Annotated in this window: 22 protein-coding genes and 1 tRNA gene; 9 read left to right on the forward strand and 14 right to left on the reverse strand. The window is 52.1% G+C overall.

All coding sequences use genetic code 11. From position 1 onward, the window contains the following. Positions 1-153: 153 nt before the first annotated feature. Both wecC and HMPREF2935_RS05465 read left to right on the forward strand, forming a co-directional pair. Positions 154-1,407: a UDP-N-acetyl-D-mannosamine dehydrogenase gene (gene wecC / locus HMPREF2935_RS05460; protein ID WP_070732307.1), complete on the forward strand. Its 1,254-nt coding sequence runs from the start codon at positions 154-156 to the stop codon at positions 1,405-1,407. Between the two features lie 26 nt (positions 1,408-1,433). Further along, a complete protein-coding gene (locus HMPREF2935_RS05465; protein WP_062038012.1) occupies positions 1,434-3,362 on the forward strand; it encodes a hypothetical protein in 1,929 nt (642 codons plus the stop codon). Between the two features lie 86 nt (positions 3,363-3,448). Here HMPREF2935_RS05465 and HMPREF2935_RS05470 read toward each other — a convergent pair whose 3' ends face one another. The 9 genes from HMPREF2935_RS05470 to HMPREF2935_RS05505 all read right to left on the reverse strand — a co-directional run bounded on the left by HMPREF2935_RS05470 (position 3,449) and on the right by HMPREF2935_RS05505 (position 12,594). Further along, on the reverse strand, positions 3,449-4,288 hold the full coding sequence (locus HMPREF2935_RS05470; RefSeq protein WP_158510275.1) for an ABC transporter ATP-binding protein: 840 nt from the start codon (positions 4,286-4,288) through the stop codon (positions 3,449-3,451). After that, positions 4,278-4,562, reverse strand: a complete 285-nt coding sequence (locus HMPREF2935_RS12975; protein ID WP_141756020.1) for an ABC transporter permease — start codon at positions 4,560-4,562, stop codon at positions 4,278-4,280. Before HMPREF2935_RS12975 ends, HMPREF2935_RS05470 begins: the two co-directional genes overlap by 11 nt. Continuing rightward, on the reverse strand, positions 4,541-5,203 hold the full coding sequence (locus tag HMPREF2935_RS05475) for an ABC transporter permease (RefSeq protein ID WP_083313178.1): 663 nt from the start codon (positions 5,201-5,203) through the stop codon (positions 4,541-4,543). The genes HMPREF2935_RS12975 and HMPREF2935_RS05475 overlap by 22 nt, the downstream gene beginning before the upstream one ends. A 72-nt stretch (positions 5,204-5,275) precedes the next feature. After that, on the reverse strand, positions 5,276-6,394 hold the full coding sequence (locus tag HMPREF2935_RS12665) for a glycosyltransferase (RefSeq protein ID WP_158510274.1): 1,119 nt from the start codon (positions 6,392-6,394) through the stop codon (positions 5,276-5,278). Positions 6,395-6,683: 289 nt separating this feature from the next. Beyond that, positions 6,684-7,526, reverse strand: a complete 843-nt coding sequence (locus HMPREF2935_RS05485; RefSeq protein ID WP_246817785.1) for a hypothetical protein — start codon at positions 7,524-7,526, stop codon at positions 6,684-6,686. 10 nt (positions 7,527-7,536) lie between these two features. Continuing rightward, positions 7,537-8,310: a hypothetical protein gene (locus HMPREF2935_RS05490; protein WP_070732309.1), complete on the reverse strand. Its 774-nt coding sequence runs from the start codon at positions 8,308-8,310 to the stop codon at positions 7,537-7,539. A gap of 5 nt (positions 8,311-8,315) precedes the next feature. Continuing rightward, positions 8,316-9,764, reverse strand: coding sequence for a glycosyltransferase family 4 protein (locus HMPREF2935_RS05495; protein WP_062038003.1), 1,449 nt, complete (start codon positions 9,762-9,764; stop codon positions 8,316-8,318). Further along, positions 9,764-11,305, reverse strand: coding sequence for a glycosyltransferase family 4 protein (locus tag HMPREF2935_RS05500; protein WP_070732311.1), 1,542 nt, complete (start codon positions 11,303-11,305; stop codon positions 9,764-9,766). The genes HMPREF2935_RS05495 and HMPREF2935_RS05500 overlap by 1 nt, the downstream gene beginning before the upstream one ends. Continuing rightward, positions 11,302-12,594 (reverse strand): glycosyltransferase family 4 protein, encoded by a 1,293-nt coding sequence (locus HMPREF2935_RS05505; protein ID WP_062037997.1) that lies wholly within the window; start codon positions 12,592-12,594, stop codon positions 11,302-11,304. Before HMPREF2935_RS05505 ends, HMPREF2935_RS05500 begins: the two co-directional genes overlap by 4 nt. A gap of 212 nt (positions 12,595-12,806) precedes the next feature. Between HMPREF2935_RS05505 and HMPREF2935_RS05510 the strand changes: the two genes are divergently transcribed. Both HMPREF2935_RS05510 and HMPREF2935_RS05515 read left to right on the forward strand, forming a co-directional pair. After that, positions 12,807-12,879 (forward strand) — tRNA-Asn (locus tag HMPREF2935_RS05510). Positions 12,880-13,263: 384 nt separating this feature from the next. Beyond that, the gene (locus HMPREF2935_RS05515; RefSeq protein WP_062037994.1) at positions 13,264-13,542 is read left to right on the forward strand and encodes a hypothetical protein; all 279 of its coding nucleotides are present in this window, start codon (positions 13,264-13,266) and stop codon (positions 13,540-13,542) included. Here HMPREF2935_RS05515 and HMPREF2935_RS05520 read toward each other — a convergent pair. The 3 genes from HMPREF2935_RS05520 to HMPREF2935_RS05530 form a co-directional block, all read right to left on the reverse strand. Next, positions 13,539-14,204 carry a DUF1707 domain-containing protein gene (locus HMPREF2935_RS05520; protein ID WP_062037991.1) on the reverse strand — a complete coding sequence of 222 codons (666 nt, stop codon included), beginning with the start codon at positions 14,202-14,204 and terminating at the stop codon, positions 13,539-13,541. The two genes, HMPREF2935_RS05515 and HMPREF2935_RS05520, sit on opposite strands and share 4 nt — an antisense overlap. A gap of 38 nt (positions 14,205-14,242) precedes the next feature. Beyond that, entirely contained in the window at positions 14,243-15,424 is a 1,182-nt protein-coding gene (gene wecB / locus HMPREF2935_RS05525) for a non-hydrolyzing UDP-N-acetylglucosamine 2-epimerase (RefSeq protein WP_062043723.1), read from the reverse strand. Positions 15,425-15,547: 123 nt separating this feature from the next. Continuing rightward, on the reverse strand, positions 15,548-16,849 hold the full coding sequence (locus HMPREF2935_RS05530) for an acid phosphatase (protein WP_348967642.1): 1,302 nt from the start codon (positions 16,847-16,849) through the stop codon (positions 15,548-15,550). 415 nt (positions 16,850-17,264) lie between these two features. Between HMPREF2935_RS05530 and HMPREF2935_RS05535 the strand changes: the two genes are divergently transcribed. Beyond that, positions 17,265-17,534: a hypothetical protein gene (locus tag HMPREF2935_RS05535; RefSeq protein ID WP_062043721.1), complete on the forward strand. Its 270-nt coding sequence runs from the start codon at positions 17,265-17,267 to the stop codon at positions 17,532-17,534. Here the strand turns inward: HMPREF2935_RS05535 and dnaG are convergent. Next, on the reverse strand, positions 17,531-19,471 hold the full coding sequence (dnaG, locus tag HMPREF2935_RS05540; protein WP_062043719.1) for a DNA primase: 1,941 nt from the start codon (positions 19,469-19,471) through the stop codon (positions 17,531-17,533). The two genes, HMPREF2935_RS05535 and dnaG, sit on opposite strands and share 4 nt — an antisense overlap. Positions 19,472-19,696: 225 nt before the next feature. Here dnaG and HMPREF2935_RS05545 point away from each other — a divergent pair, with 225 nt between their 5' ends. From HMPREF2935_RS05545 to HMPREF2935_RS12980, 4 genes are all read left to right on the forward strand, one after another. Next, positions 19,697-20,173: a guanyl-specific ribonuclease gene (locus HMPREF2935_RS05545; protein ID WP_062043717.1), complete on the forward strand. Its 477-nt coding sequence runs from the start codon at positions 19,697-19,699 to the stop codon at positions 20,171-20,173. Beyond that, a complete protein-coding gene (locus HMPREF2935_RS05550) occupies positions 20,163-20,411 on the forward strand; it encodes a hypothetical protein (protein ID WP_070732313.1) in 249 nt (82 codons plus the stop codon). Before HMPREF2935_RS05545 ends, HMPREF2935_RS05550 begins: the two co-directional genes overlap by 11 nt. A gap of 298 nt (positions 20,412-20,709) precedes the next feature. Then, positions 20,710-20,928, forward strand: coding sequence for a hypothetical protein (locus HMPREF2935_RS05555; protein WP_070455935.1), 219 nt, complete (start codon positions 20,710-20,712; stop codon positions 20,926-20,928). Then, positions 20,921-21,334, forward strand: coding sequence for a hypothetical protein (locus tag HMPREF2935_RS12980; RefSeq protein ID WP_141756023.1), 414 nt, complete (start codon positions 20,921-20,923; stop codon positions 21,332-21,334). Before HMPREF2935_RS05555 ends, HMPREF2935_RS12980 begins: the two co-directional genes overlap by 8 nt. 805 nt (positions 21,335-22,139) lie before the next feature. On the opposite strand, the gene HMPREF2935_RS05565 is transcribed toward HMPREF2935_RS12980, so the two are convergent. Next, positions 22,140-23,432, reverse strand: a complete 1,293-nt coding sequence (locus HMPREF2935_RS05565) for a deoxyguanosinetriphosphate triphosphohydrolase (protein ID WP_070732317.1) — start codon at positions 23,430-23,432, stop codon at positions 22,140-22,142. Positions 23,433-23,703: the final 271 nt, after the last annotated feature.

Here is a 23,703-nt window from a genome sequence, read left to right on the forward strand (position 1 = left end):
CCCCTACCAACAAGCCGCTCTCAGCACTCGTCACCTCATTTTCTCCCTAAATCAAAAAAGACGAATAAAAAGTGCTAAGTTCTTCCTGTTAGCCGTTTCTTCCACACGGGACTCGGTTTCAAAACTGCACGCAGGTAGGTTAGGAACTCCAAAATGACAAAACAGAAAGTTGCATTCGTCGGACTTGGCTACATTGGCCTTCCAACGGCTGTAGTAATGGCAAACTCCGGTGTTGACGTAACGGGAGTCGACGTAAATGCTGCAAACGTGGAGAAAATCAACCGCGGTGAAGTGACTATCGTCGAGCCAGGCCTCCAGGAAGAATTGAATGAGGCACTTTCTTCCGGTCGTTTCCGCGCTACCACTGAGCAGGTTCACGCCGATGCTTACATCATCGCGGTTCCAACCCCGTTCACCGATTCCTACGACGTTGACATGAAGTTCATCTACTCGGCGGCAGAGGCAATCGCCCCTCAGCTTGTTGGCGATGAACTCATTGTTCTCGAGTCCACCTCTCCTCCACAGACCACCGCAAAGATGGCTGAGCGTATTCTCGAAATCCGCACTGACCTCGTTGCTGATGGCGCCGACAATCCTGATGACAAGCCAGTCATATATTTCGCACACTGCCCTGAGCGCATCCTCCCTGGGTACGCAATGGAAGAATTGCGCACGAATGACCGTATTATTGGCGGCCAAACCCCAGAGGCCACCCGCCGCGCAACCGAGATTTACGCAACCTTCTGCAAGGGCGAGCTTCTGCCGACCAACGATGTCACCGCCGAAATGGCAAAGCTTACGGAGAACTCTTTCCGCGACGTCAATATCGCGTTCGCGAACGAGCTCTCCCTCATCAGCGACAAACTAGGCATCGACGTCTGGGAGCTCATTAACCTTGCAAACCACCACCCACGCGTGAACATCCTGCAGCCAGGCCCTGGCGTCGGTGGCCACTGCATCGCAGTCGATCCGTGGTTCATCGTTGCCGCTGACTCGGAGAACTCGAAGCTGATCCACACCGCCCGCAAGGTAAACGACGGTAAGCCGGAATGGGTTAAGCAGAAGGTCAAGGAGGCTGTGGCAGAGTCCAACGCTTCCAAGGTTGCTGTCTTCGGTCTGGCATTCAAGGCAGATATCGACGACCTGCGCGAGTCCCCGGCTCTTAACATCGCCGTCGATCTTGCAGAAGAACTCGAGGATAAGCAGATTCTCGCTGTCGAGCCAAACGTTAGCGAGCTTCCAAAGCGACTCAAGGGCTTCGATAACGTCGAATTGGTCAGCTACACCAACGCTCTCGAGCAGGCCGACGTCATCGTCCTGCTCGTCGATCACAAGGAGTTCAAGGAACTTTCCAGCGCACAGCTGACCGGAAAGGCCGTTGTGGATACAAAGGGTCTTTGGAACTAACTAACACACGCAATAGGAGCTCCCCCGTGGCCATTCGCCTATACCCGTTCGGCTTCGTTCTCACAGACGCCCCACTGTCTTTGGAAAATTTCGAAACTATGGGGTTTACTGAGTCCAAAGTCCTCGACAAACTATTTTTGTACGCTCAAAATGACGAGCCCGTCGCCGTTAAAGGTGACTCAGAACGAGGGATAGTCTGGCTTGGTCACGCAACGAATGCTCAAAATTCATTAAATAGCGAGCACATCATTGTTGATGCCTTTTCAGCTCTGTCTAAAGGGATTGGGGAGTTCGAACAATTCCTTGACTTTGTAGTTGGGCGCTGGGCATGCTGTGTCGCAATGGACGGACAATACTTCGTCTACAACGACACGCTTGCAAGCCAGCCCGTGTATGTACACAAAGAGTCCTTCCTGATTGGTTCCCATTTGCCGCTCATCTCCAAAGAGATCGACGCACGCGGATATCCGACTGCTGAACTGACGCAACTCGGACAGCACAAGTTATGGGACGAAACAGAAGATCCCAGGGTCTGTGCAATTCCCCCGAATTTCAAATACGATTTCACAGAAAACAAAATCGTCCGTTTTTACCCACACTCGGAGACAAAGATAGGCGATTCTTCCGCAACCGAAGTTTTGGAGCAAGCTACTTTGCTTGCCGGCAATTCCATTCGGTACTGGCAGTCCCGTCCGGAGAAAAAATACTGTGCTTTAACCGCAGGAATGGACACGCGTCTTTGCGCCGCTGCTGCTCTGTCCGTGACGAAAGACCTGACTTTCGTAACCTATGGCAGCACTAGTGCACCATCTGCAGACGATGCAACGACGGCCCGTTCCTATAAACAGGACGTTCAAATGGCGAATCGCATCGCGACGGCATTGGAGGTTCCGAACGTCGTACTGCCAATCGAAGAAGCAGGAAATCATCGCCTTTCGCAAGCAGAAAGGGATACTCTTTCCCAAAACTACATCGGCAAACACGCGCTTAATTTCCAGGGCCTTTACGAGAATATTCTTGGTAAGCAACCTTCAGTTTGCTATGTAGGCAGTGGAATGGAAATTTTCAAAGACTACTTTGTAAGCATTGCCAAACCGATGTCCAGCAAGGAAATTTTCAAAAGGCTGGTAGGTAGCATTGCTGGCTTTTCGGAGCAAAAGCGCGGGCACACCCTTGCACCAGAAGAAGCAATGGAGTTTTGGAACAAGTACGACTTCAACCGAGTTCGCGATAGCGGCCTTCCAATAGCCAACTGTCTATTCTGGGAGCTTCGAGCTGGTCGTTTCCAGTCAGAAGCTATCAATTGTCAATCTACCGCTTTCCTACCTATTAATCCCCTTGCGATTAGGAAAGTTTTCGAAGCCGCTCAAGACATGAACTTCTATGACAGAAAGAACAACCTCTTCGCTCGAAAGTTCATCGCGACTGTGTATCCCCCTATCGCGGCATTCGACGTAAACGGAAAGCCGTTCTTCCAATCTGCTTTCGATCTGACCCCCAACGTAAGCGTATGCGAGCGGCACCCCCATAGCTCAAGTACGAATGTTAGGGAGCAGAACTTACCTGATGTCATTCAGCTCGAAGAGCCTGAATTGGAATCGGGATTTGAGGTGTTCTTTCAAGGAGACTTTAAAAATACAAAGGGTTCACTGCAGTTCACGTTGGAGAATAGCTACGACATTGGCCGAGAAGCCAATGCATTGGAACTCTTTGTAAGAGTAAATGACAAGGTGCTCGGCGCGAGCTACCTAGGCAACGGCAACGCCCCTTGGACTGTAACTATCCGCGGTCTGCAATGCGGCGATACCGTAGACGCCGGAATTCGCCCGACGCGCTCAGTCGGAAAGGCATGGTCTAACGTCAGTAAGACGAGACTGATTTCCTGGAAGGAATACGAGGCTAAAGCCGAGACTGATCTGGATATTTCATCGACCAATCCTTTACACCTCCCCTAAACTCAAAAATTAAAGACCTCGTTAGTGATTGTTTAATCGCTAACGAGGTCTTTAATTTTCGTCTAATTAGTGCCCGCTGCCGACGCTTATCCACCTAGGTACGGTGTGACTTCGCTCTGAAGCAACACGTTGGGTTTCGAGTACGCACTGCGCACGTTTTTAATTAGATCATTCGCAGCTTCAAAATTCTTACGTGCGCTTCTCGCTGTCCACTTGTTGTAAAGCAACGTAATTGCATCGACGTCACCATCGGCAATAATTTTGCCGTCGTGTAGCCAAATTACTCGAGTACACATACTTCGAATCGATGCCATCGCATGCGAGACTAAGAAGATAGTTCCAGCGTCATTTAGGAAGGACTTCATCCGTTCCTGTGCTCGCTCCGTGAAACTCGCGTCACCGGTGCCCAAAGCCTCGTCAATAAGTAGCAGATCCCTTTGCATAGCCGTGGAAATAGCGAACTTAAGTCGAGCTCCCATGCCAGAAGAGTATGTCTTCATTGGCCGGTAAACAGCATTGCCAATCTCCGCAAACTCGACGATTTCTTCAGTGAGCCTCGGAATCTCTTCCTCGTCGACGCCCTGTGCTAAGAGACCAAGACGTATATTTTTGTATCCGCTTAAGCGTGGTTGCAATGCAGCTGAAACGTTGAGCAAAGTCGGAGTCGCACTAACGAACACCTCCCCCTGATCTGGAGCTTCGTTTCCGGCGATCAGGCGCATCAGAGTCGACTTTCCAGAGCCATTGCGCCCCAAAACTCCAATGCATTCGCCTTGGTCAGCGAACATGGTTACGCCATCTAATGCACGGACGTAGTCGCCTTCGCGTTCATCTGTTAATTTCGGTCGTTTGAAGATACTGCGCTTATTATCCGAGCGGTAAAATCGAGACGCCTCTCGCACTAAGACGGTCGGATTATTTAACATGTACATATTTTTCCTCTGCCGCCCAGAAAAACAGGAACCCTAGAACCAATGTTCCAAGAGACCAACCGATCATGAGTGCCCAAGCTTCCCAAGTTGGTGCGGTGCCGTACATTGTCGCACCTCGAATCGACTTCAAGAATTCGTAAGCGGGATTCAGCATCATTACTCGCTGTAGCTCTGGTACTGAGTCATAACGTTCGATTGAAAAAAATACGCCTGACACATAGAACCAAGCTCGGTTGACAAAAAATACTACCTTCTTAGCATCGGGCAAAAAGCGGTAATTCTAGCCGTGAAAAACGAAAGCCCCAACGCGAAGATATTCATAAAGAGAATCAGCGGTACGACAAAAATGATGGTCCAGTGGAGCGGCTCGCCAAATTGAAAAGCCAGGGCAGCTAAGACCGCCAATCCCGCTGGAATCAAGTTGCTAAAGAATCCTCGTAATGACTCACCGACTACAAGAGATGCACGCGGAAACTTAAAAGTACGCATCATCGCGCGTGAACGCTGGATCAGGCCCGCACCGTTGCCCAACCCTCGAGACATCATGGAGAAGAAGGTCAATCCAAGAACAAGAAATCCCAAAAAGTTGTCAATACCACGAGACGTATTTAAGAGCAATCCAAAGATAGTTCCGTACATCGCAATACGCAGCAGCGGTTCCAAAACGGTCCAGAACCGCCCGAGGAACATATCGTCGTTATCTGCGCTCGCTCGAAAACGAGCATTGGCGACTGTAAATTTCCGGTACCGCCACATCTCAGCTAAGTATTGAGATACAGGTAGACGAACGTGAGTGAAATTTAGGTTTGTATCGTCCGCCAGCACGGTATTTGAATCCGGGCTAGACTCCGCTGCTAACTTAGCTACAGCCTCGAGTTCTTGTTCGTCCCTCAAATGAAAGCCTTTCAAACGATGTACACGCCTTTGAACCCGCTATTTAGATGGCGGACCGAAAGCTACATCAATTGTATTCAAACACATCTACATTTCGTATAGTTCAGCGATTCGAGCCAGAACCTTTTTCACTTCGCCGACCTCATCTAGAGGTACTTTTCTAAGCTTCACAAGATACCAATGTCGGAAGTAAAAGCTAAGATGATACGCCCGATAATCGTCTAAAAGACCGACCCGACGGAGAAACGCAGCTTGTGCCTTCTCTCTCTTCTCTGCTCTCAAGAAATACTTGACATCGATTGAGTTCGTGACGGAGTCATTTCGGCCAGCATAATAGATGAGATGGGCTCTGCTGGTGACGATTGGGGAATTAGCAGCAAGCACTATTTGCCACCCGAATAGCGTATCTTGTCCGACCGCCTCTTCAACGAACCTAATATTGCTATCGGCTAAGATGCATCTCTTGATTACACAGGCTTGAGTCGACACAACGGGGAAGCGCTTTCCAGAAAAAAGCGCTTTTCGCGGCTCATCCAATACCAGAGAGCCATAGAGAACATGCCTTCCAGTTTCCGTGGTTACCGTTTGAATCTTCTTCTGATAACCAGTGACGAATTCGCTTTTCCGGTTATCTTGCGCAAGCAACAAAAGACGATCGTATCCTCCGGAGCTAATTTCGTTGTCCGGATCTAAAAAGGTGACGTACTCCCCCCTCGAACATTCGATTCCGATGTTTCGAGGCCGTGAAGCAGAGCCGCTTGGTGCGCCTTGCAACCTGATTACTCTAAAGTTTGGAAGTCGCTCCAAATAAGTCAAGATCGTACGGGTTAGGTGATCCGAAGAATGATCATCTACGAGCAGTACTTCAAATTGACTAAAAAATTGGTTACTTAAGACACTCGGTAAGCACTTACCCAACAAAAAACGCCCGTTGTTGAAGACTGGAACCACTATTGACAGCAACGGTGAACTGTCTCTGTGTATCTCTTCTGAGTGGTTTCCAGAAATTAGGTACATTGCGTTCTCATTAAGGTTATCTTCGCAAGCCTTTTCAAGATCGCTTGTACTACCACTCAGAACTTGTCTATCAAGTTCTGTTGAAAGAGCAGTAATTCGCTCAAGCAAATCCAACTGTTTACGTTCAATAGAACGTGTCTGCCTCGTTAGTTTGCGGTTAAAAGAAACGCTAGGAAATTGGTTAAACACACGTGGATCGTACGTCCAAGCATTTCCGCTATGCCCTGATGCAACTCGAGCTCGAACCTTGCGAAACTGCTGTTGTTTTTGGATAGCTCTTATCGAGCTCATTCTCGACAACAACAGTGGTAGCAGAGTTCGGATGATGAAGTGCCGGGTAGCCAAGACCGCACGATTTAGCCAGAGAATTGCTGAAGTCCCCAAGCTCATTCGACCGATACGCTTCAGCGATAATCTCCCCATCGACAAAGGGCACAACGAATCTAAAACAGTTTGACGTAACAAAACTTTTAAATCGCTATTTTAGTACTCGCTCGATGGATTCGTTTATCAAACGCAACGTATAAGGTTTACTCAACGGATTATGGCCAAGATTAGCATCGGCATAGCTCCTGAAGTTTACCCGCGGGGTTCGATTACCGGAGTGCAATTGACGAAGTCCTTCAAGGAAAGGAAGCAATTGCTGCTCATAATCCCCATCACTAGCTAGGTTCGTCAAGATTTCGATTGGCGGAATATAGTTCTGTTTTTTGAAAAACTCGATCAGGTTTACACGCCATGGAGATTCCTCCAGGATTTTCTCGACTTCAGCTCCTTCAAAAACGTCCCGCAATAGAGCCTTCACGAAAACTAGGTTATACCTAGACCAATCCAACTGCGGATTATTCACCACAGCTAAGCTTCCTCTATCCAAGGTCGCAACGACGCCCGCCTGAAATCCACCGGCTGAGCTTCCGTAATGGACCGTGTGAACAACTTCCGCAAGCTTGAATTCAGAACGGACATGGTCTAGCAAAGCCTTGTAGCTATCGAGAGCCCAATTCTCCGCTGAATATTGTCCCCAGCCGATCTGCAATCTTTGGTGCTTGACCAGAGTTGGGTCAGCAATTTGGACTACATCTGCGTTAATGTCGTCCAACCATGACGAACGTTGAAATACCACGCCATCGGGTGCTTTAGAGCGTTGAATAGCTCCATTGTACAAAACTACTAAACCATCCGAGCCACCAGCCCTTTTCCGCACCAAGACTGGAAGAGCTACCTTATCTACCTCAACTATCGCTCGGTATTCAGAGTAGCTTTCAGACGTTTCGACGGGGGCCATCTTCGGATTAAAATCCGATAGTTTTACATTTTCCATTACTACCTACTTACTGATAAGAAAGAAGCTTAGAGAACTTTTTATCCGAAACGTACTGTTCAGGATAAAAGCACTGAACTCCAAAGAGCACGGGGACCGGAGCAATTTCTTTAAACCCGTTCAAACTTTCAACAAAGTTCGAGCCTGCGTTCTTGCGCAAGACCACTATTGATTGACGCAGCCCTGGAGAACTCAGAAGTTGACGGTGCAAGTTAGAAATGTCCTCTATATCAACCAAAATCATCGGACGACGCTTATCAATATTGGCAGGCACGTCTCCGGACTCAAATGCAACTTTTTCAACGTCAGACAGTTCAGAGCGCCACTCGTAAGAACAGTAGATAGTGGTCGGTTCAGCCCACTCAATAAGCTCTCGAATCGAGTCAAGCTGCGCTGGTGTCGGTTTACGCTTGCTGCTTTGAAGGTGCTCCCTTTCAGAAACATACCTCGACACTGATTGAAGCGTCTGCATCAGTTCACGATTCTGTGATCGCAAATCATCGCGTTCAGTGCGGCTTAAGTCAGAGGGGGCGCTATTCGCCTTTAGACGAAAGTCGTTTAGCTGCTTTGAAATATTCTTATTGACTCGTTCCAACTTTCGGAATCCAAGAATATTTCCCCGTTCCACCGCATCAATGCCTAGTAAGAGCACGCCGAATAGGGCTACGACCGAACCAATCTCAAACCACGTTTTTCCGGTAATCGCGTACGCCGTAGTGAATACGACTCCTACCAGAGACGTCACCGCAGCAAGCACCATCCGCTTAGTCATTCGCTTTGCCATAATGGTTACCTTTCCATCGAAGAAATCACTAAGTCACCGTTGTGCATGATCGTTTGATCGTAAACAACGTTTGGAAGCGCTGTGACGACACTCGAATACTCCTGAAGCTCATCGGCCATCGCTTTAGCCACGTAGGTCCAATTATGCTTTTCAATTACAAGTTTTCGGGCTTCTACCACTAGCTTTTCTTGACGTTGCCGATCGTCTAAAAGGGAAACCAAAGCGTTTGCCAGGTCCTGAGGATCCCCTTCTTGGAAGACTTCCGCATATCGGCCATTTCCCGATACTTCTTCCAAAGCAGCTACATTCGAAACCAATAGAGGCCGACCAGCAGCCATCGCTTCAAACGGCTTCAACGGAGTAACGTTTTCCGTTGCAGGGGTACTTTTACGCGGCAACACCACGATGTTCACATCTTGGAATTGCAAAACAGCTTGATCCGCTGAAACGGGACCTGGCAGTGCAATCTGTTGCTCCAACCCCAACTCAGCGACTTTTTCCTTCAACAAATCGTACTGTTGCCCCTTGCCGACGATCTTTCCTGTTAAGGTTCTGCTTTTTTTCTTAGCGATAGCAACTGCCTCGATAAGATTGTCAAGTCCTTCATAATCGACCAGAGAACCTACGTAACCAAAATCAAACTTGAAATTATCGACTCGGTTCAGGTCATCAATGACAGCGAACCGCTGAGCATCCACTGCATTGGGAACAAGGCCTACCTCGATGGCTTTTGAATTGCGTTCCGCCAACAGGTTTGCCATTGAATTGTTCATCGATACGATGCGGTCTGCATACTCACAGACCAAGTCTTCACATCGAATTGTGCGACGTGCACGTCCAGTCTGGCCACGTCCTTCGTAAACAAGTTCCCAGAGTCCTGATACCTCATAAAGAACTGGAATTCCCAATTGGTGAGCCGCGATCATAGCGGGTAACGCAATAAGGTAAGTAGACCTCAGATGAACAATATTCGGACGCTCAGCAAGAAATACTTCTCGATACCAAGCGATACACGAAACCATATACTCGAATTCGCCCTTGGTACGTGATACATCTATCGGCAAGTGATGGTATTTGACGCCATCAACTTCATCTACCGGAAATGGAAACTCCGCACTGGAATCAACTCGCTCGTTATAAAATCCAGGTCGTGTGTAGGCACGGACTTCCAAGCCGTTTTCCGCTAAGCCTTTCAGGAGCCCTTGTGCACGTCCGGTGTAACCCCCTGTATGATTCGGCAGGCTTGCATGCAGGATCGTCACTACTTTTGGAGCATCAGTAGAAGAGCCCGGTTCACGTACTGAGCCGTCCGTACGGGCGGCATCTATCAATTTAAGTGCATAACGCGATTCCCGAATCGCAAGCCGAATATCTTTGCGCTTAAATCTGCTGAGCTTCTGCGCTGCCACGAATTCGAAATCGGCGTTGTTCCACGCATCAATTACTTTTGACATTATTTCCCTTTTGCTCGCATGGTTTCATCGTACAATTTTGCAATACTAGCTGCGCTTTGTTTCCATGTTCGTTCTTTTAACCACTTTTCATCTGCCATGTACTCGATTGGGTTATCTAGAGCTTCGTGAATTCCTTCGACTAGCGCATTGACAGAGCCGGGGACCACGTACCTAGCAAATCCTCCCGTTACTTCCCTAATCGCAGGCAAATCAGATGCAACCACTGGGACGCCTAATGAAAGTGCTTGCAAAGGCTTGATCGGGGTGACGTTCCTACAAACTTCGGCTTCAATCCGAGGTAGCACAAAAACATCCAGTTCAGAATACCAAGCCTTCATCTCACTCTTCGGGCGTCGTCCAACCAGATGCACTTTGTATTGGTTTTCAACCTGAAGACGTATTCCGTTGAGCCTGTCCAAGTCCTCTCCATCACCGACCACAACCACGTGAACCTCATCGGGCAGAAAATCTATTGAACGAATCAGATATTCAAGACCTTCATACTTAACTACAGAAGTAATTGCACCGACGACACGTGCGTTTCCGGGAAGACCTAATTGCTCCCTCACAGAAAAAACGGCAGAAGGTACATCTGGTTCGTCCGGATCGACAGCGTTGGGTGCTACTGTAATTCTTTTTCCTGCAATGCCTTCATCAATCAAAAATTGCTTTTGCACATTGCTTAGCACTACTACTGCAGATGCCGCTCGACAAGCCTCAAGCTCCTTGCGTTTAAAGCTCTTGTAGAAATCGCTTTCTCTTTTTTGAGCCCATTCACTCGAAGGAAAACGAGAGAGCCAAGTATTATAAGGCTCCCCTCTCACCTCATAGACCCAAGGTATATTCATTTTTTGGGCAACGACAGCAGCCACTTGAGCATTAGTGAAATCAGTCGTTACGTGAATTAGATCAATTTCTTTCTCCCTGCAAAGTTTTAATACGAAATCGATCTGATTCTGAACGTTCTTCTTATAGCTCCTCTTGTAAACCAACGGCACGTTATGAATGACGCTAGGGTTCCTTTGACTCGATTGAAATTCTCCGATAATCGACGGGTACCCAAAACGGGTAACTACCGTATAATCCGGAAATAATTTGGCCAACGAACGGAGCAAGTGTTCGGTCCGAATTGTATAGCCCGATTGGGTGTATGGGAGCGAACTGTTCACCAGAAACAGCGGTGTCACTGAATCTGATGCTTTCCAATTTTGCGAAGGTGGAATTCCGACTTCTAACTTCTCTTCGAAAAAAGGGACAAACCCTTTCGCCGGCATCATCTGCTTTTGGTTAGTGCCTTTCCCCCCAGACACCGCTCCTAAACGACTCCCCTCGAAAGCTTTCGCCAAACTAGTGAAAGGATTGTGGAAGAAAGGACGATTCTCGAAACCAGCATCGACTTGTCCAGAAGAAGAGAGAGATTGGCTCAGCTTAAGAGTAACTTTCCTGCCGAATCCCTTCGGGTCCTCGAGAACTTGGACAAGAGAAAAAGTCGCAATGCAAGTTAACTGCCTGAATAGTTGTGGAAGACCTACGTTTGTCACTCTTCCCCCTTTTTCTCTAGAGCAGCCATCAACTTCGAGAGCTTCATCGGGACTTTTACATTTCGTTGTTCCTCAAGCCATCGAATGCCTTTAGTGCCCACTCCGAGCCGAGACCGATCATTAAACATTTCGATCCACATTTCTGCGAGGGCATCTGGATCATCTGGCTTAACAACAGTCCCGACCTCCAAATCTGATATCAATCTTGCTGCCTCGCCTTCGACCACGCCGCTTATGTGCAGACTAAGCGAAATCAATTCAAACGTTTTCGAAGGCACTGCCATCTTTAGCGGCCCCCAGCCGGCTAAGTGAACCAAAGCTGTGTCGGCCCAAAGATACTGCTCTTTGAGCTCACTAAGCGACCTCGACTCTAGAAATTCGACAGAGTCCTTACCAGCTGCCGAAGAAACCAAATCCGGTTGCGCTGCTCCTGCACCTACAAAGCGTAACCGCACGTTCGCCCCGCGGGAGTTAGCCAGTTCAACGGCTTGGATCGCGTTTTGTAGATTTTGAGCACGGCCGAGAGTGCCAGCATAAAGAACCCGGAGCTCTTCATGCTCGGATGCCTGACGAACAATGTCTTCAACCCCTGGAGCTGAAGGGAAAACATTTGGGATCGTAAAAATGCGACGGCATCTTGCTCCACTCTTTAAACCACGCAGCTCCAAACTTTGAGCGAGTTCCTCGGAGGTAACCACTATTCCATCTGCATGATCTAGCACATAAAAGAGCGCATGCTTAACGATAAAGCTAAGCAGCTGAGCCGGCCCCTGGCTGAAAATACGTTCACGCAACGATCGTTTACCGGTTGATTCATTCCACTTTTCTCGGACGTCTAAAAGATCAGGCCAAGCATCGCGAAGATCAATCACTAATGATTTTCGGAAGATTTTCGCCACAAGGAACGAGATGAACGCTGTCGGTATCGCGGGGACAGTACCTAACACAACGTCAGATTCACGAACTTCCTTTTGACGTACAGCGACAGTAGCAATCGCACCAACCGCGTTCACAGCTTGAGCTATGACTCTTGCAGATAGTGAATCTCCCAAAATTAAGAATGGGCTACGAAATACAACTTCCCCAGCCCCTCCGGTTTCCGCAAGACCGATTTTCTTAAACGAGTTGAATGAATCAGCCAAAGTTTTGTTCATCCGATAATGCGGAAAAGGCGCAATAGCATTAACTTCGTGCCCTAGATCGTTTAGAACCCTAGAAAGCCACACCCAGCGCCTTTGGGGCACCCCATTTTCCGGCGCCCAAAACTGGGAGAAAACGACGATCTTCAATCAGTGACCACTTCCTACCTCGACCACAGCAACACTTTACCGATTTTAGCGTTGAAGCAACTGAAGTTCGCCCCTTTTCAAGCCTCGAAATTTTACCGACACCTCCGAACTGAAAAACCCAGCACGAGCTGGCGATTTGTAACAATCTCGAAAGGTAGATATAGTTACTTCACGTCGCAGAGAGCACTTCCAACAGCTTTCCGCACACATATTCCTCCATAGCTCAGTTGGCAGAGCATTCGACTGTTAATCGAAGGGTCACTGGTTCGAGCCCAGTTGGAGGAGCAAAAATCCCGCTTTCCTAAGCGGGAACTTTTGTATGTATCCCGATTGCCTCCGGTCTAGAACGGATTTTGCCTTACTCGTTGGTGTACAGGCACTGCTTGTTTACGAACTCATCTAGGGCAAAGCCAGAAAGATGGCAGCCATAGCCGTCGCTCTTGATGCCGCCCAAAGTCGGCCACGGGGCCAAAACTCCTCATGGTAGGAGTCGGAGCCTACGGGCGTCGGTAAGCACGATTAGTGTGTTGTAGTTCGCAGTCCCATGCAGCTCGCTACCGGTACAGATGGTGGCGCCATCGTGCACGGCAAGCTGGACTTGCTTGTCTAGGTTCACTGCGACGTTGTGCGAGGGCAAGGGGTAGTGCTCGTTGGGTTGGAAGGAACATCTTGTTCCCTTCCCTCGGCGATGCACACCATTTCATCAACAAACTCATCGCAAATATCCTCCATGACGATGATGCGCTTGACCTAGGCTTACTCAGTCGCCTTGGTGACATCGGCGGCATCGAGACTTATGTACGGATCGGTGCCGCCGAGCTCCAGCAGGGCCTTCTTGAGGTTGCGGCCGACGAGATTTCTGTAATGAAGGCGTGGACTTGCTCAAAGCGGGTGGGGCACCGTAAAAGCGTGTATAACCACGTTCTTGACTTAAACGCCCCGCTCTAGCCTTTGTAGCGGCGCCCCACGTGAACGTCTACGCCGCCGAAGAGGCTATAGCAGTTGACGTTGATTTCTGGTGCGTCCACTGGCAGGTCATTCGGATGGATGGCGCCGTTCTCTACCTTAAGGTCATGCCCACCAAAAAGGTCTACGCCGCTGACGTGGACGCGGAAGCCTTCGGGAATATAGACATCCACGCCACCAAAGACCCCCACCGCTTCGATGGTGGTAGTACGACTATGCAAGGCAACACCCGTGAGATCAATGTCCACGCCGCCGAAAAAGCCGAGGGCTGTCAGGGAATGAGCTACTGCCCCACCGCTGACAGTGGACCCGCCGAAAATCCCCACCGCAAGAGAGCGGGTCTCCTGCACGCTCGGCTGCACCTGGCGGATGGCCTGCTCTACCTTGGCGATGGCTTTAGATTCTTGCTGGCCCGCATAGGCCTTTGCGCTTTTTCGTTCCTGCCCAAAAAGGAGAACTTCTGGGTTCTCTACAAGGTCGGCTAGCGGCTCGATAAGCTCAGCGCGGGTTGTTGCATCTACGCAGGCGGCCGAACGCTTCTCAAAATCATCGAGGTCAATCTGCCCTGCCGAAAGCGCATCTCCTAAGAAATCTGCAGCTTTCATGCGTTCTCGGTGGTTACAGCGGATATCCAGAGGTTTCACACCTTTAATATATCAGCTTTCTCCGGCAGGCGCGCGAGTTATTCCTTGCCTTGGGAGTCCTTAGAGGAACCTGCCTCCGGCAAAAAATCTTCTACGCGCTCGCCTACCCCGGTCAACTCTGCGATGGCCGCTACTGCGCGCTGAGCGCCCTTGCCATCGCCATATGGGTTAACGGCATTAGCCATTGCAGAATAAGCGGCATTGTCATCAAGCAGAAGCTTCGCTTCCGCCACGATCAGATTGCGGTCGGTACCGACGAGCTTAACGGTGCCAGCCACCACTGCTTCTGGGCGCTCAGTGTTTTGGCGCATGACCAAAACTGGCTTGCCCAAGGAAGGTGCTTCCTCCTGGACTCCGCCAGAGTCGGTCAGGATAATGGCCGCACGGTTCTGGAGCTTAGTGAACTGATCATACGGAAGAGGATCCGTGATGATGACGTTCTCCAGCGCCTCAACCTCCGGAAGAACTGCTTCGCGGACCTTTGGGTTCAGGTGCAGCGGCAGCGCAAAAATAGTATCCGGATATGCCTTTGCTAGATCCTGTACAGCACCACCGATCTCCTTCATCGCGTCAAGGTTCTCGCGGCGGTGTGTGGTGACAACAACGAAACGCTTGTCCGAGTTAGCGGCCTCAGCAAGAGTTGGATCCGAGAATTCGATGTCCCAAGTTGCTGCTTCAAGGAGAGCATCAATAACCGTATTGCCGGTTATAACGATGTCCTTAGAACGAACGTCCTCGCGGCGCAGGTTCTCCATTGCGCCTTCAGTCGGCGCAAGGTGCAGGGCTGCAACCTGACCGATGATCTTACGGTTTGCTTCCTCCGGGAACGGGGACAAGATGTTGCCGGTACGCAGTCCTGCCTCCAGGTGAACGATCTGCACACCGCGGTGGAAGCCAGCAAGAGCCGCTGCCATGGCCGTTGATGTATCACCCTGGGAAATGATGACGTCCGGCTCCTCAGCAACGATGATCTCATCGAGGCCGGCAATGGCACGGGAAACAATCTCATTGAGGGTCTGTCCCGGCTTCATCAATCCCAAGTCATGCTTGGGGGTAATTCCAAACATGGTGTTTACCTGCTCCAGCATTTCCTTGTGCTGGCCAGTAGAGACTGCAACGGACTCGAAGCGATCATCAGCCTCTAGAGCTTTGATGACCGGTGCGACCTTGATTGCTTCAGGTCGAGTACCGTACACAGTCATAATTTTCGGCTTAGCCATTGTGCTCCTTGAAAGCGTTTTAGGTGTCATACCAACATTTGCTGTCTCGCCAATGATTACACGTTTCTGTCTCTTCGCGCGCAGGTATGACCAAGACTGGGGGAGGTTCCCCCTGCGATCTGTTTAATTAGAGACTTGAACTACTCCATCTGGATTGACAGTTACCGTCGCAGCCATGGCCTTTGCCAGATTTAGGCGCTGCCAGGAGCCTGCTTCGCCCTGCCAGTCGAGAGGGTGGCCAGCGGGGTTTGCGGTTTGGCGAAGCACCTCGGCGCGCTGCTCCCAAGTGAGCTCGGGATGGGTTGATTCGAGCAGGACCGGCGCGGCCTTCGGGACAATCATTGGAGCATCGGTGGCATAAGCAGGCTTAAAGCCGTAGTCCAGCATCGGAGCATAACGCTCAACCGCCTGCTCGTCGGTAGCGTAATTCTTACCCGCATCAGCCTGCTGGGCTACGAGCTCGGAGATGTCCTTGCCAGTGCGCCACTTCATCTCGGCACGGATTTCGGCTGCTGCTTGGTCAAGCGCATCGTGCATACGTGGATCGTTGAGACGGTCGGCCGCTGCCGCCTGACCCGTCATACGGCCACCGATAACGTCGAGCGGATAGTGCACGCCCATGACCACGCGGTGGTTGCCGGCTTCCGCGCCGCGCAGCACGAGCTGCGGTGCGACCTCCGGAAGCATGTGGGCCATCAACGTGGTGATCCACGTTGCCTGGTTTGTATGGCCAGACGGGAAAGCCGGCGTGGTGCCGTAATAGTCCTTCTTACCGTCGTTGTACTTGTGAATAGCATCGGGTGCTACCTGGAAAGGACGCCGCACGTTGAAGTGGTACTTTTCCGCGAAGGTAGAGCTAGCTAGTCCGCCCGCACGAGCTAGGTAGCCATTTCCCAACAGGTACTCCGTCTTTGGCAGGCGGTGCTCGGCAAGAGCATCGCGGAAAGCGCCGCCAAACTCCTCACCCAGTGCGTCAGAAACCGCAAGCATCACGCCGTCAGTGTCGGCAGCCGCATCTTGCTGAGCGCGCTTAATCAGCGCTGGATCATCGGCAGCAGCGTTGTTGATGGCAATGGCCTTTTCGAGGTTCTCATCCATGATTGGCTGCTGGGTCTTCACATGGTCAAACATGCGGACTACTTCCCAGTAGACGCCGTATTGGTAGGAAGAGACATCGGAAGGAAAGCCAACCAAGTAGTCGGTGGTGAATGGAGTTGGGGTTGGTGCGCCGTCATGCTGGACTGCTGGGGCACCACTGCTCGAGCCGGTAACAGCCCCCGTAAGCGCTGGCATCGAAGACGATAACTGTGCACTAGCTGGCGCAGGATTCACATGTGCGCCTGCACCCGCTACACCCACTGCCAGAATTGCGGCCGCTACAGAACGGCGGGAAGTAGCAACTATCGAATAACGATGACGAACCATATTTACTTTCTCCATTGAATTAGCAACAAGAACGCACAGAACGCTAGCTGCATAAGGTGGCGAGAAAGTTAAATTTTTCCGGCTAAAAGATGATCTTTTGCGGCAAAGTGAGGACCTTAGCCGAGTTGGGCTTAGCTCCGGACGCTGCTTACTTTATCTTCGTTCGAATCCGAGCTGACAGGAACAACACCGATGGCGGCCGTGGTCAGGGCGGCGATGGCTATTGCGGCTGATGCCGCTTGCGGGAGACAGGATCGAGCGGTCACGTCTTTAAGCTATCGTGCTTTACCCGCGTTGGGAAGCGGTCACAATAAATTTCATCAATGAGGGTACCCACCACTACACCACCGATACAGGTAGGCTGGGTGAGGTTATTAGCGTTAAATCACTACCTGAAGGGTGAGATACTCCAACCATGATCCAGTTCGTAGTAGGCGCCGCCGCAGGTTATGTCTTTGGTACCAAGGCCGGCCGCAAGCGTTATCACCAGATCAAGGGCGCGTACGAAAAAGCGATCAACTCCCCCGTCACCAAGAACGCAGTAAACGCCACCCGCAAGGCAGTGGCAAACAAGCTCGATCCAGAACCCCGCATGAAAGAGGTAAAGGATCTAAGCCGCGGCCGCCGCATCAAAGGAAACCAGCTAGACGGCCACGACCGTATCTACGAGCCCGACGAAGACTAATTAGGCTGCGGCCCACGGAATGCCCTGTCATTGAGCTCGCGGCGGGCCTGCTCAAGGGCGACGAGATCGGCGAAGAGCGAGTTATAGGCTTGCTCGTCGTCGGAGGGGCGCATGCGACCTAGTTGGGCCTTGATTTGGGCTACTTGGTCGCCCACGCGGGCTTCCTGGAGGCGGGAAAGCACGCTGTCAGCATAAACCTCCCAAGCCTTGGGATCGGACTCATCGCCCACCTTGATGGGTTCCACGGCAAGCTCACTGACAAAGTTGCGCGCAGTGAGATCGAGCATCTCCCCTGCCACAGCGGCGATCCATTCCACGCTGGGCAGGTTGGCGCCGGCAGCAACGCCACCGACAGTAGAGATTGCCTCGCGGATGATGCGGTAAGACTCGTTCGAGTACGCATCGGCGGTAATCCCGTCGAAGTAAGAACCGGCAAGGCCCGGGTACTGCAAGGCCAGCTTTAGGGCCTCCCGCTGCGGCCACAGGTGGGTCTCACGGGGGCTTGGCACGTGGAAGACCGGAGTGTTCTGTTGTGCGGGAGCGGGCGTGCCGGCTTTGATCGGGGCGTCGGCAAGCCGTGCCTTCTTGTCCTTTTTCTTAGGCCGGCGAGCCTCCTGCTGGACCTGCTGCAGGACTTCCTCCGGGTTGGGCCAACCCACCCAGCCAGCTAGGCGGCGGGCGTACTCACGCTGCAGCGGGGCGTCGCGAATCTGTGCCACCACGGGCACCGCACGACGCAATGCTTGCAGACGCCCCTCTGCGGTATCGATGCGGTATTCGCTAAGCACCGACTGGATGACGAACTCGAACATCGGGATGCGGTCCGCGATGAGCTCACGCACCGCGGCGTCGCCCTTGGCCAGGCGCAGATCGCAAGGGTCCATGCCCTCAGGGGCCACGGAAACGAAGGACTGACCAGTAAAAGATTGCTCACCCTGGAAGGCGCGCATCGCGGCTTTCTGCCCCGCCTCATCACCGTCGAAGGTGTAGATGAGCTCGCCGTTGAAGTAGGAATCATCCAGCATCAACCTGCGCAGGACCTGCAGGTGATCGCCGCCGAACGCGGTGCCACAGCTGGCCACGGCGGTCTTCACGCCCGCGGCATACATCGCCATGACGTCGGTGTAGCCCTCCACCACCACCGCCTGGTGTGCTTCCGCGATGTTGCGCTTGGCCAAATCCAGGCCGAAGAGCACCTTGGACTTGTGGTAGAGCATGGTCTCGGACGTGTTCATGTACTTGCCCAGGTTGTCATCCTCAAAAAGCTTGCGGGCGCCAAAGCCGATGACGTTGCCCGAAAGGTCCTTGATGGGCCACAGCAGGCGCCGATGAAAGCGGTCAATAGGCCCGCGCTTGCCCATCTTGGAAATGCCAGCAGCCTCTAGCTCCTCAAAGGAAAAGCCCATGCGCAGAAGGTGCTTGGTGGCAGTGTCCCACCCCTCCGGGGCATAACCACACTCAAAGTCATAGATGATCTCACGGCCAAAGCCACGATCGAGTAGGAACTCGCGCGCCTTGGCTGCTTGCGGGGTCTCTAGCTGCTCTCGGTAGAACTGGTGTGCCGCCTTGTTCGCCGCGATAAGGCGCTGCCGAGTGCCAGGTTTTTCGTTGCGATTGCCGGTGCTGCCGCCTTGGTAATTGATGTGGTAGCCAATCTTTTGAGCCACCGCCTCGACTGCTTCGGGGAAAGAGACCTGCTCCATTTCCATCAGGAAGCTAAAAACATCGCCACCCTTGCCCGTGGAAAAGCAGTGATAATAACCGCGTTGCGGGCGCACGTGGAAGGAAGGCGTTTTCTCTTCCTTGAAGGGCGACAGCCCCTTCAAGGAGTCATAACCAGCTGGTTTGAGCTGTACATACTCGCCCACGATCTCTTCCAAAGGCGCGCGTTCACGGATTGCTTGGATGTCGCTCTCCGGAATTCTGCCTTGTGCCATGCGCTAAAGACTACCCCGCTTGTAGGTTGCTGGCTTGCCTTGGGGTGCAGATACAGTTGCCCAACAACTACAGATGGAAAAGCCGCTGGAAAGGACAGAAATTTACCCGCCCTTGGGGTAGACAAAAAGCGGCAAAAGCCAAACCTGGAAAATGCAGAAGGTCCGAGTGTTTTCCCAGTGCTAGCTAGATTTTCATTGCAGGAAAATCCCTGCAAAGATGGGGGTATGGCCAATCCCCCCTCCTCCAAGAAGAAGCCCTTAGCCGTCCTCGGCAGCTTGCTCTTAGTCGCAGCCGCTGGCTACTTCGGAATCGACCTTGGCGGTGATTCTGGTAGCTCGCAGTCCACGAGTTCAACTGCAAGCTCCGCTTCATCATCCAACGCCGCAAATTTCTCCGGGCACTACGCCTCGTGCGCGATGGATACCCTGCCCGAGGAAGCAGAAGAAACGGCCGAGGATATCTTGGCGGGCGGCCCCTACGACCATCCGGATAATGACAACAAGCGTTTTGGAAACTACGAGGGCGTACTGCCCAAAGAGTCCAAGAACTACTACCGCGAATACACCGTGGATTCGCCCGGCCTAAACCACCGCGGCGCCAAGCGCATCGTCACCGGCGGCGGCAGCGAAACCGACCCCGATGTCTGGTACTACACCGACGATCACTACGAATCCTTCTGCGAGATCCCCGATGCTGAATAATCTCTCCAAAGTTCTAATCACTCAGCCGCTTGAAAGCCGCGCAGATCTGTATTCCGCGCTCGGCACCATCCGTGGCTGCAATACCTGCACTGCCCCGCACAACCTCGACGACTTGGCGGACTTCCTGCGCGAGCACAAAGTGGAAACCATCGTGTCCTCAGCATGGAAGCTGTCCACCACTGACACCGCGGTGGTTCTCGAGGTGCTTGGGGACAACGGCGTTCGTCTCTTCCGCTGATCTTCTTGCACTGGGAGCTCCAAGTTCACCTGCCCATACCAGTCAAAGCGCAGTAAGTAGTAAGACTTCCAACCAAAACTCTAACCTCACTCTTCAGTCAACAGGGGTGCCGTGTCTACGTCTCATTTCTGCAAATAAAAAGAAAATGCGATGGCCCAGAATACGCGGTTAAAATGTAGTTTTATCTGGAATCGCAGCTCGGATTTTCGAATGGACTTAGATTTGTTCGAATTCATCAACTCACAATGTCTACCCCCACATGTAGATTGCGAGATAATCAAATTAGAGGAGGTACACCATGTCATTGACCATCAGTCGAACAAACAATTCAGAATTGCAAACTCGTAGAAAAATGCTCACTCATCAGCTCGTGGATAAGTACTCTTCTATAGAGGGACAACCAATCACTCGACGCGATCTGCGAGACCTAGCCTCCATGGGATGTCTCACTCTTGAAGAGCGTGAGCTTTATGATGAGCTTCGCCGTGTCGAAATGATGCTCGACCTCGATGAGTGAATACCCACACCCGAGAATCTTCGGGGAGGACGCAGCACGAGATTTCGCGGACGAAGTACATTCAACGATCAAAGCTGCACTACCTGTTTCAGACAACGATTTAGATGCCGATTTCATACTCAATGAAAGCAACGGCATCTTCGTTTTGTCGGTATTAGCACCGCTCTACTACGGACGGAAAACAACCTCAGCAGAAAAGCGAGTCGAATCAGAACGCAGCGATCTTTATGCCCTAGTTGTGGAATACAAACTCACGCAGGATCGCGATTCGAAGTTCTTAACCGTCAGGAACAGCGCATTCGAGATTCGTGTTCACACTCAATCTGCAATTAAATTTGAATACGAACGTGAGAAAGAGCGCGCACCAGCAGCACATATCCATTTTCTGGGATCGGCGGCTTGTTGAGCCCTGCGCTAATGAAAACGGCAAGACAAAGAAAAATGACCCTCGCAAAGACGGAAATCTGAAGGCTCTCCACATTCCTGTCGGCGGTCATCGGTTTCGGCCTTCACTCGAAGACTTCTTGTATTTCACGATTGAAGAGTGCGGCTTTCAGAGAAATGAAGGTTGGGAGAAGGCTCTGAAACTTTCGCGCAATTCATGGTTTGATATTCAGCTACAAGCTGCCGTTCGAGATAACCCTGCAGTGGCGATGAAGGCCCTTCAAGAGCTTGGATTTAAGGTGTCTCCTCCAGAGTCAGGGTGCCCAGCGCCACGGAGACATTCCAGCTGGTAACTGTAACGATGAGCATGACAGTCAATTTGTCAGCTCCTCGTTCTACGCCGTTGGCGGTTTCTCTTCGCCTCGTCCACAATCTCTCCGTGTAAGGACAAGAAAAAGTCTTCAGCTGCGGGACTTTCGCGCACCATTTAGCAACCTGAATGGTGCGCGAAACTTGACAATTCGATTTTCGGCATCGATGTCGGCATGGCGCTGCGGTCTGGCTCCCACTCCATAGAACTCATGGAAACCAAGGAACAGATAAAAGCCAACCATACGCTCCACCCCGATTCCTGGTATCTCTCAGCGACGAGCTGGATCGCTTACAGATTCAATGACTTTCCATTGCGCTGGGTTGCTTTCCACGAACTGGGCGTTCCCATAATGTCGGAACAAAACGAGGTTTGGGGAGTCCCTCTCTTAACGCTGAATCCGTCTAAAAAGCTGCATAGAGATTGGATTATGGATTGAGGTATCGGCCACGCACTATTACCCCATAAACCCAGAAAACTCCGCGGTCTGGCGCGCTAGCCGCTCCAAACGGGACTCGGTCATCGAGGCGATCTGATCCACAATGACCCGCTGGCGCTCGGCATCCGATTCAGCGCGGTTGTACCACAGGCGGAACATCGGGTCGAGGGCGCCCGGTGCGCCGGCGGAAAGATAATCAAAAACGCGGTAGATGCGCTCTCGCTGGCGATCCTGACGCGCCAAGTGCACCGGCTCATCCATCACGTAGAGCACCGCGATGGTCTTTAAAAGCTTGACCTCATTTGCCGCGCGCGCTGGCACGGCAAGGTTGCCCTGCTGGCGCCCCAAAACCATCTCCGGGCCATTGGCCTCACGGGTGGCTTGCACCGTGGCACCAACGTAGCGGCCCACTAGCTCCGAAGTCATCTTTTTCAGCGTGGTGTAGGCGCGCAGTGAGGAATCGAACTCGCTGACTTGCTGGATGACGGGCAGGGCACGCAGGGAATCCGCGGCGTCGAGAAGCTCGTCCGCGCTGCCGCCGAAAGCTTTGGCGCCTTTCTCCGCGAGGGCAGCCAGCTCCACCAAGTCCCAGAGCACGGCGAGGGAAACGCGACCCGAAACGATGCCATCCTCGACGTCGTGGACCGAGTAGGCAATGTCATCGGACCAATCCATCGCCTGTGCCTCCATCGAGGGGCGGGAGTCTTCGTGTCCTTCGCGCAGCCAGGCCAAGATGTGGGCGTCCTCGTCGTAGCAGCCATACTTGCGGTTCACGCTGCCATCCGGATTGGTCTTGGTCCGCGGGTACTTGCACGCCGCGTCCAATGCGGCGCGCGTGAGGTTCAGCCCAAAAGAATTGTCCTCCGCATCGACCACCTTCGGCTCCAGACGAGCCAAGATGCGCAGGGTCTGCGCGTTACCTTCGAAGCCGCCGCAGATATCCGCTACCTCGTTGAGCGCGTTCTCGCCGTTGTGGCCATACGGCGGGTGCCCGATGTCATGGGGCAGGCCGGCCATGTCGCACAGGTCTGGGTCAAGCCCCAGCCCAGAGCCGATACCGCGGGCAATCTGGCCCACCTCCAGCGAGTGTGTCAGCCGCGTGCGGGGCGTATCGCCGTCGTGGGGGCCAACCACCTGCGTCTTGTCAGCGAGGCGTCGCAAAGCAGCAGAGTGCAGCACGCGGGCGCGGTCGCGGGCGAAGGCGCCACGGCGATCCTCGTCGGCCGAGCCAGACTTGCCACTAAACACGGAGCCCTTGGGGCTCTCGTCGAAGAGGCGGGCGGCGTCGTGCGGGGTATAGGAATAGCTCACATAGTGCAGTGTAGGCGCAACGAGCTTGTACTTTTCTGATTCTGGCAGGGGTGTCTGGCTGCCATTGCAAAGCAAAAGCTCCTGCCCCAGTCTCCCTTATTAAGGGAAACCTTGGGCAGGAGCTTTAACCGCTATCCGAGCTTACTTGCTGGACAAAGCGCTGGAAAGCTTGTCAGCGAAGGAGAAAGGCAGGTTAACCAGTGCCTGCAGGGTGTCTGCTACGAGGTTGAAGACGTTGTTGATGATGTCCAACATGAGTTTTCCTTTCGAT

The sequence above is a fragment of the Corynebacterium sp. HMSC076D02 genome (assembly GCF_001813815.1).
Classification (GTDB): domain Bacteria; phylum Actinomycetota; class Actinomycetes; order Mycobacteriales; family Mycobacteriaceae; genus Corynebacterium; species Corynebacterium simulans.

Coding starts and splice junctions, on each gene's coding strand:
- wecC (WP_070732307.1), top strand. CDS start 154: ATGACAAAACAGAAAGTTGCATTCGTCGGACTTGGCTACATTGGCCTT.
- HMPREF2935_RS05470 (WP_158510275.1), bottom strand. CDS start 4,288: ATGTTAAATAATCCGACCGTCTTAGTGCGAGAGGCGTCTCGATTTTAC.
- HMPREF2935_RS05485 (WP_246817785.1), bottom strand. CDS start 7,526: ATGGAAAATGTAAAACTATCGGATTTTAATCCGAAGATGGCCCCCGTC.
- HMPREF2935_RS05490 (WP_070732309.1), bottom strand. CDS start 8,310: ATGGCAAAGCGAATGACTAAGCGGATGGTGCTTGCTGCGGTGACGTCT.
- HMPREF2935_RS05495 (WP_062038003.1), bottom strand. CDS start 9,764: ATGTCAAAAGTAATTGATGCGTGGAACAACGCCGATTTCGAATTCGTG.
- wecB (WP_062043723.1), bottom strand. CDS start 15,424: ATGGCTAAGCCGAAAATTATGACTGTGTACGGTACTCGACCTGAAGCA.
- HMPREF2935_RS05530 (WP_348967642.1), bottom strand. CDS start 16,849: ATGGTTCGTCATCGTTATTCGATAGTTGCTACTTCCCGCCGTTCTGTA.
- HMPREF2935_RS05535 (WP_062043721.1), top strand. CDS start 17,265: ATGATCCAGTTCGTAGTAGGCGCCGCCGCAGGTTATGTCTTTGGTACC.
- dnaG (WP_062043719.1), bottom strand. CDS start 19,471: ATGGCACAAGGCAGAATTCCGGAGAGCGACATCCAAGCAATCCGTGAA.
- HMPREF2935_RS05545 (WP_062043717.1), top strand. CDS start 19,697: ATGGCCAATCCCCCCTCCTCCAAGAAGAAGCCCTTAGCCGTCCTCGGC.
- HMPREF2935_RS05550 (WP_070732313.1), top strand. CDS start 20,163: ATGCTGAATAATCTCTCCAAAGTTCTAATCACTCAGCCGCTTGAAAGC.
- HMPREF2935_RS05555 (WP_070455935.1), top strand. CDS start 20,710: ATGTCATTGACCATCAGTCGAACAAACAATTCAGAATTGCAAACTCGT.
- HMPREF2935_RS12980 (WP_141756023.1), top strand. CDS start 20,921: ATGAGTGAATACCCACACCCGAGAATCTTCGGGGAGGACGCAGCACGA.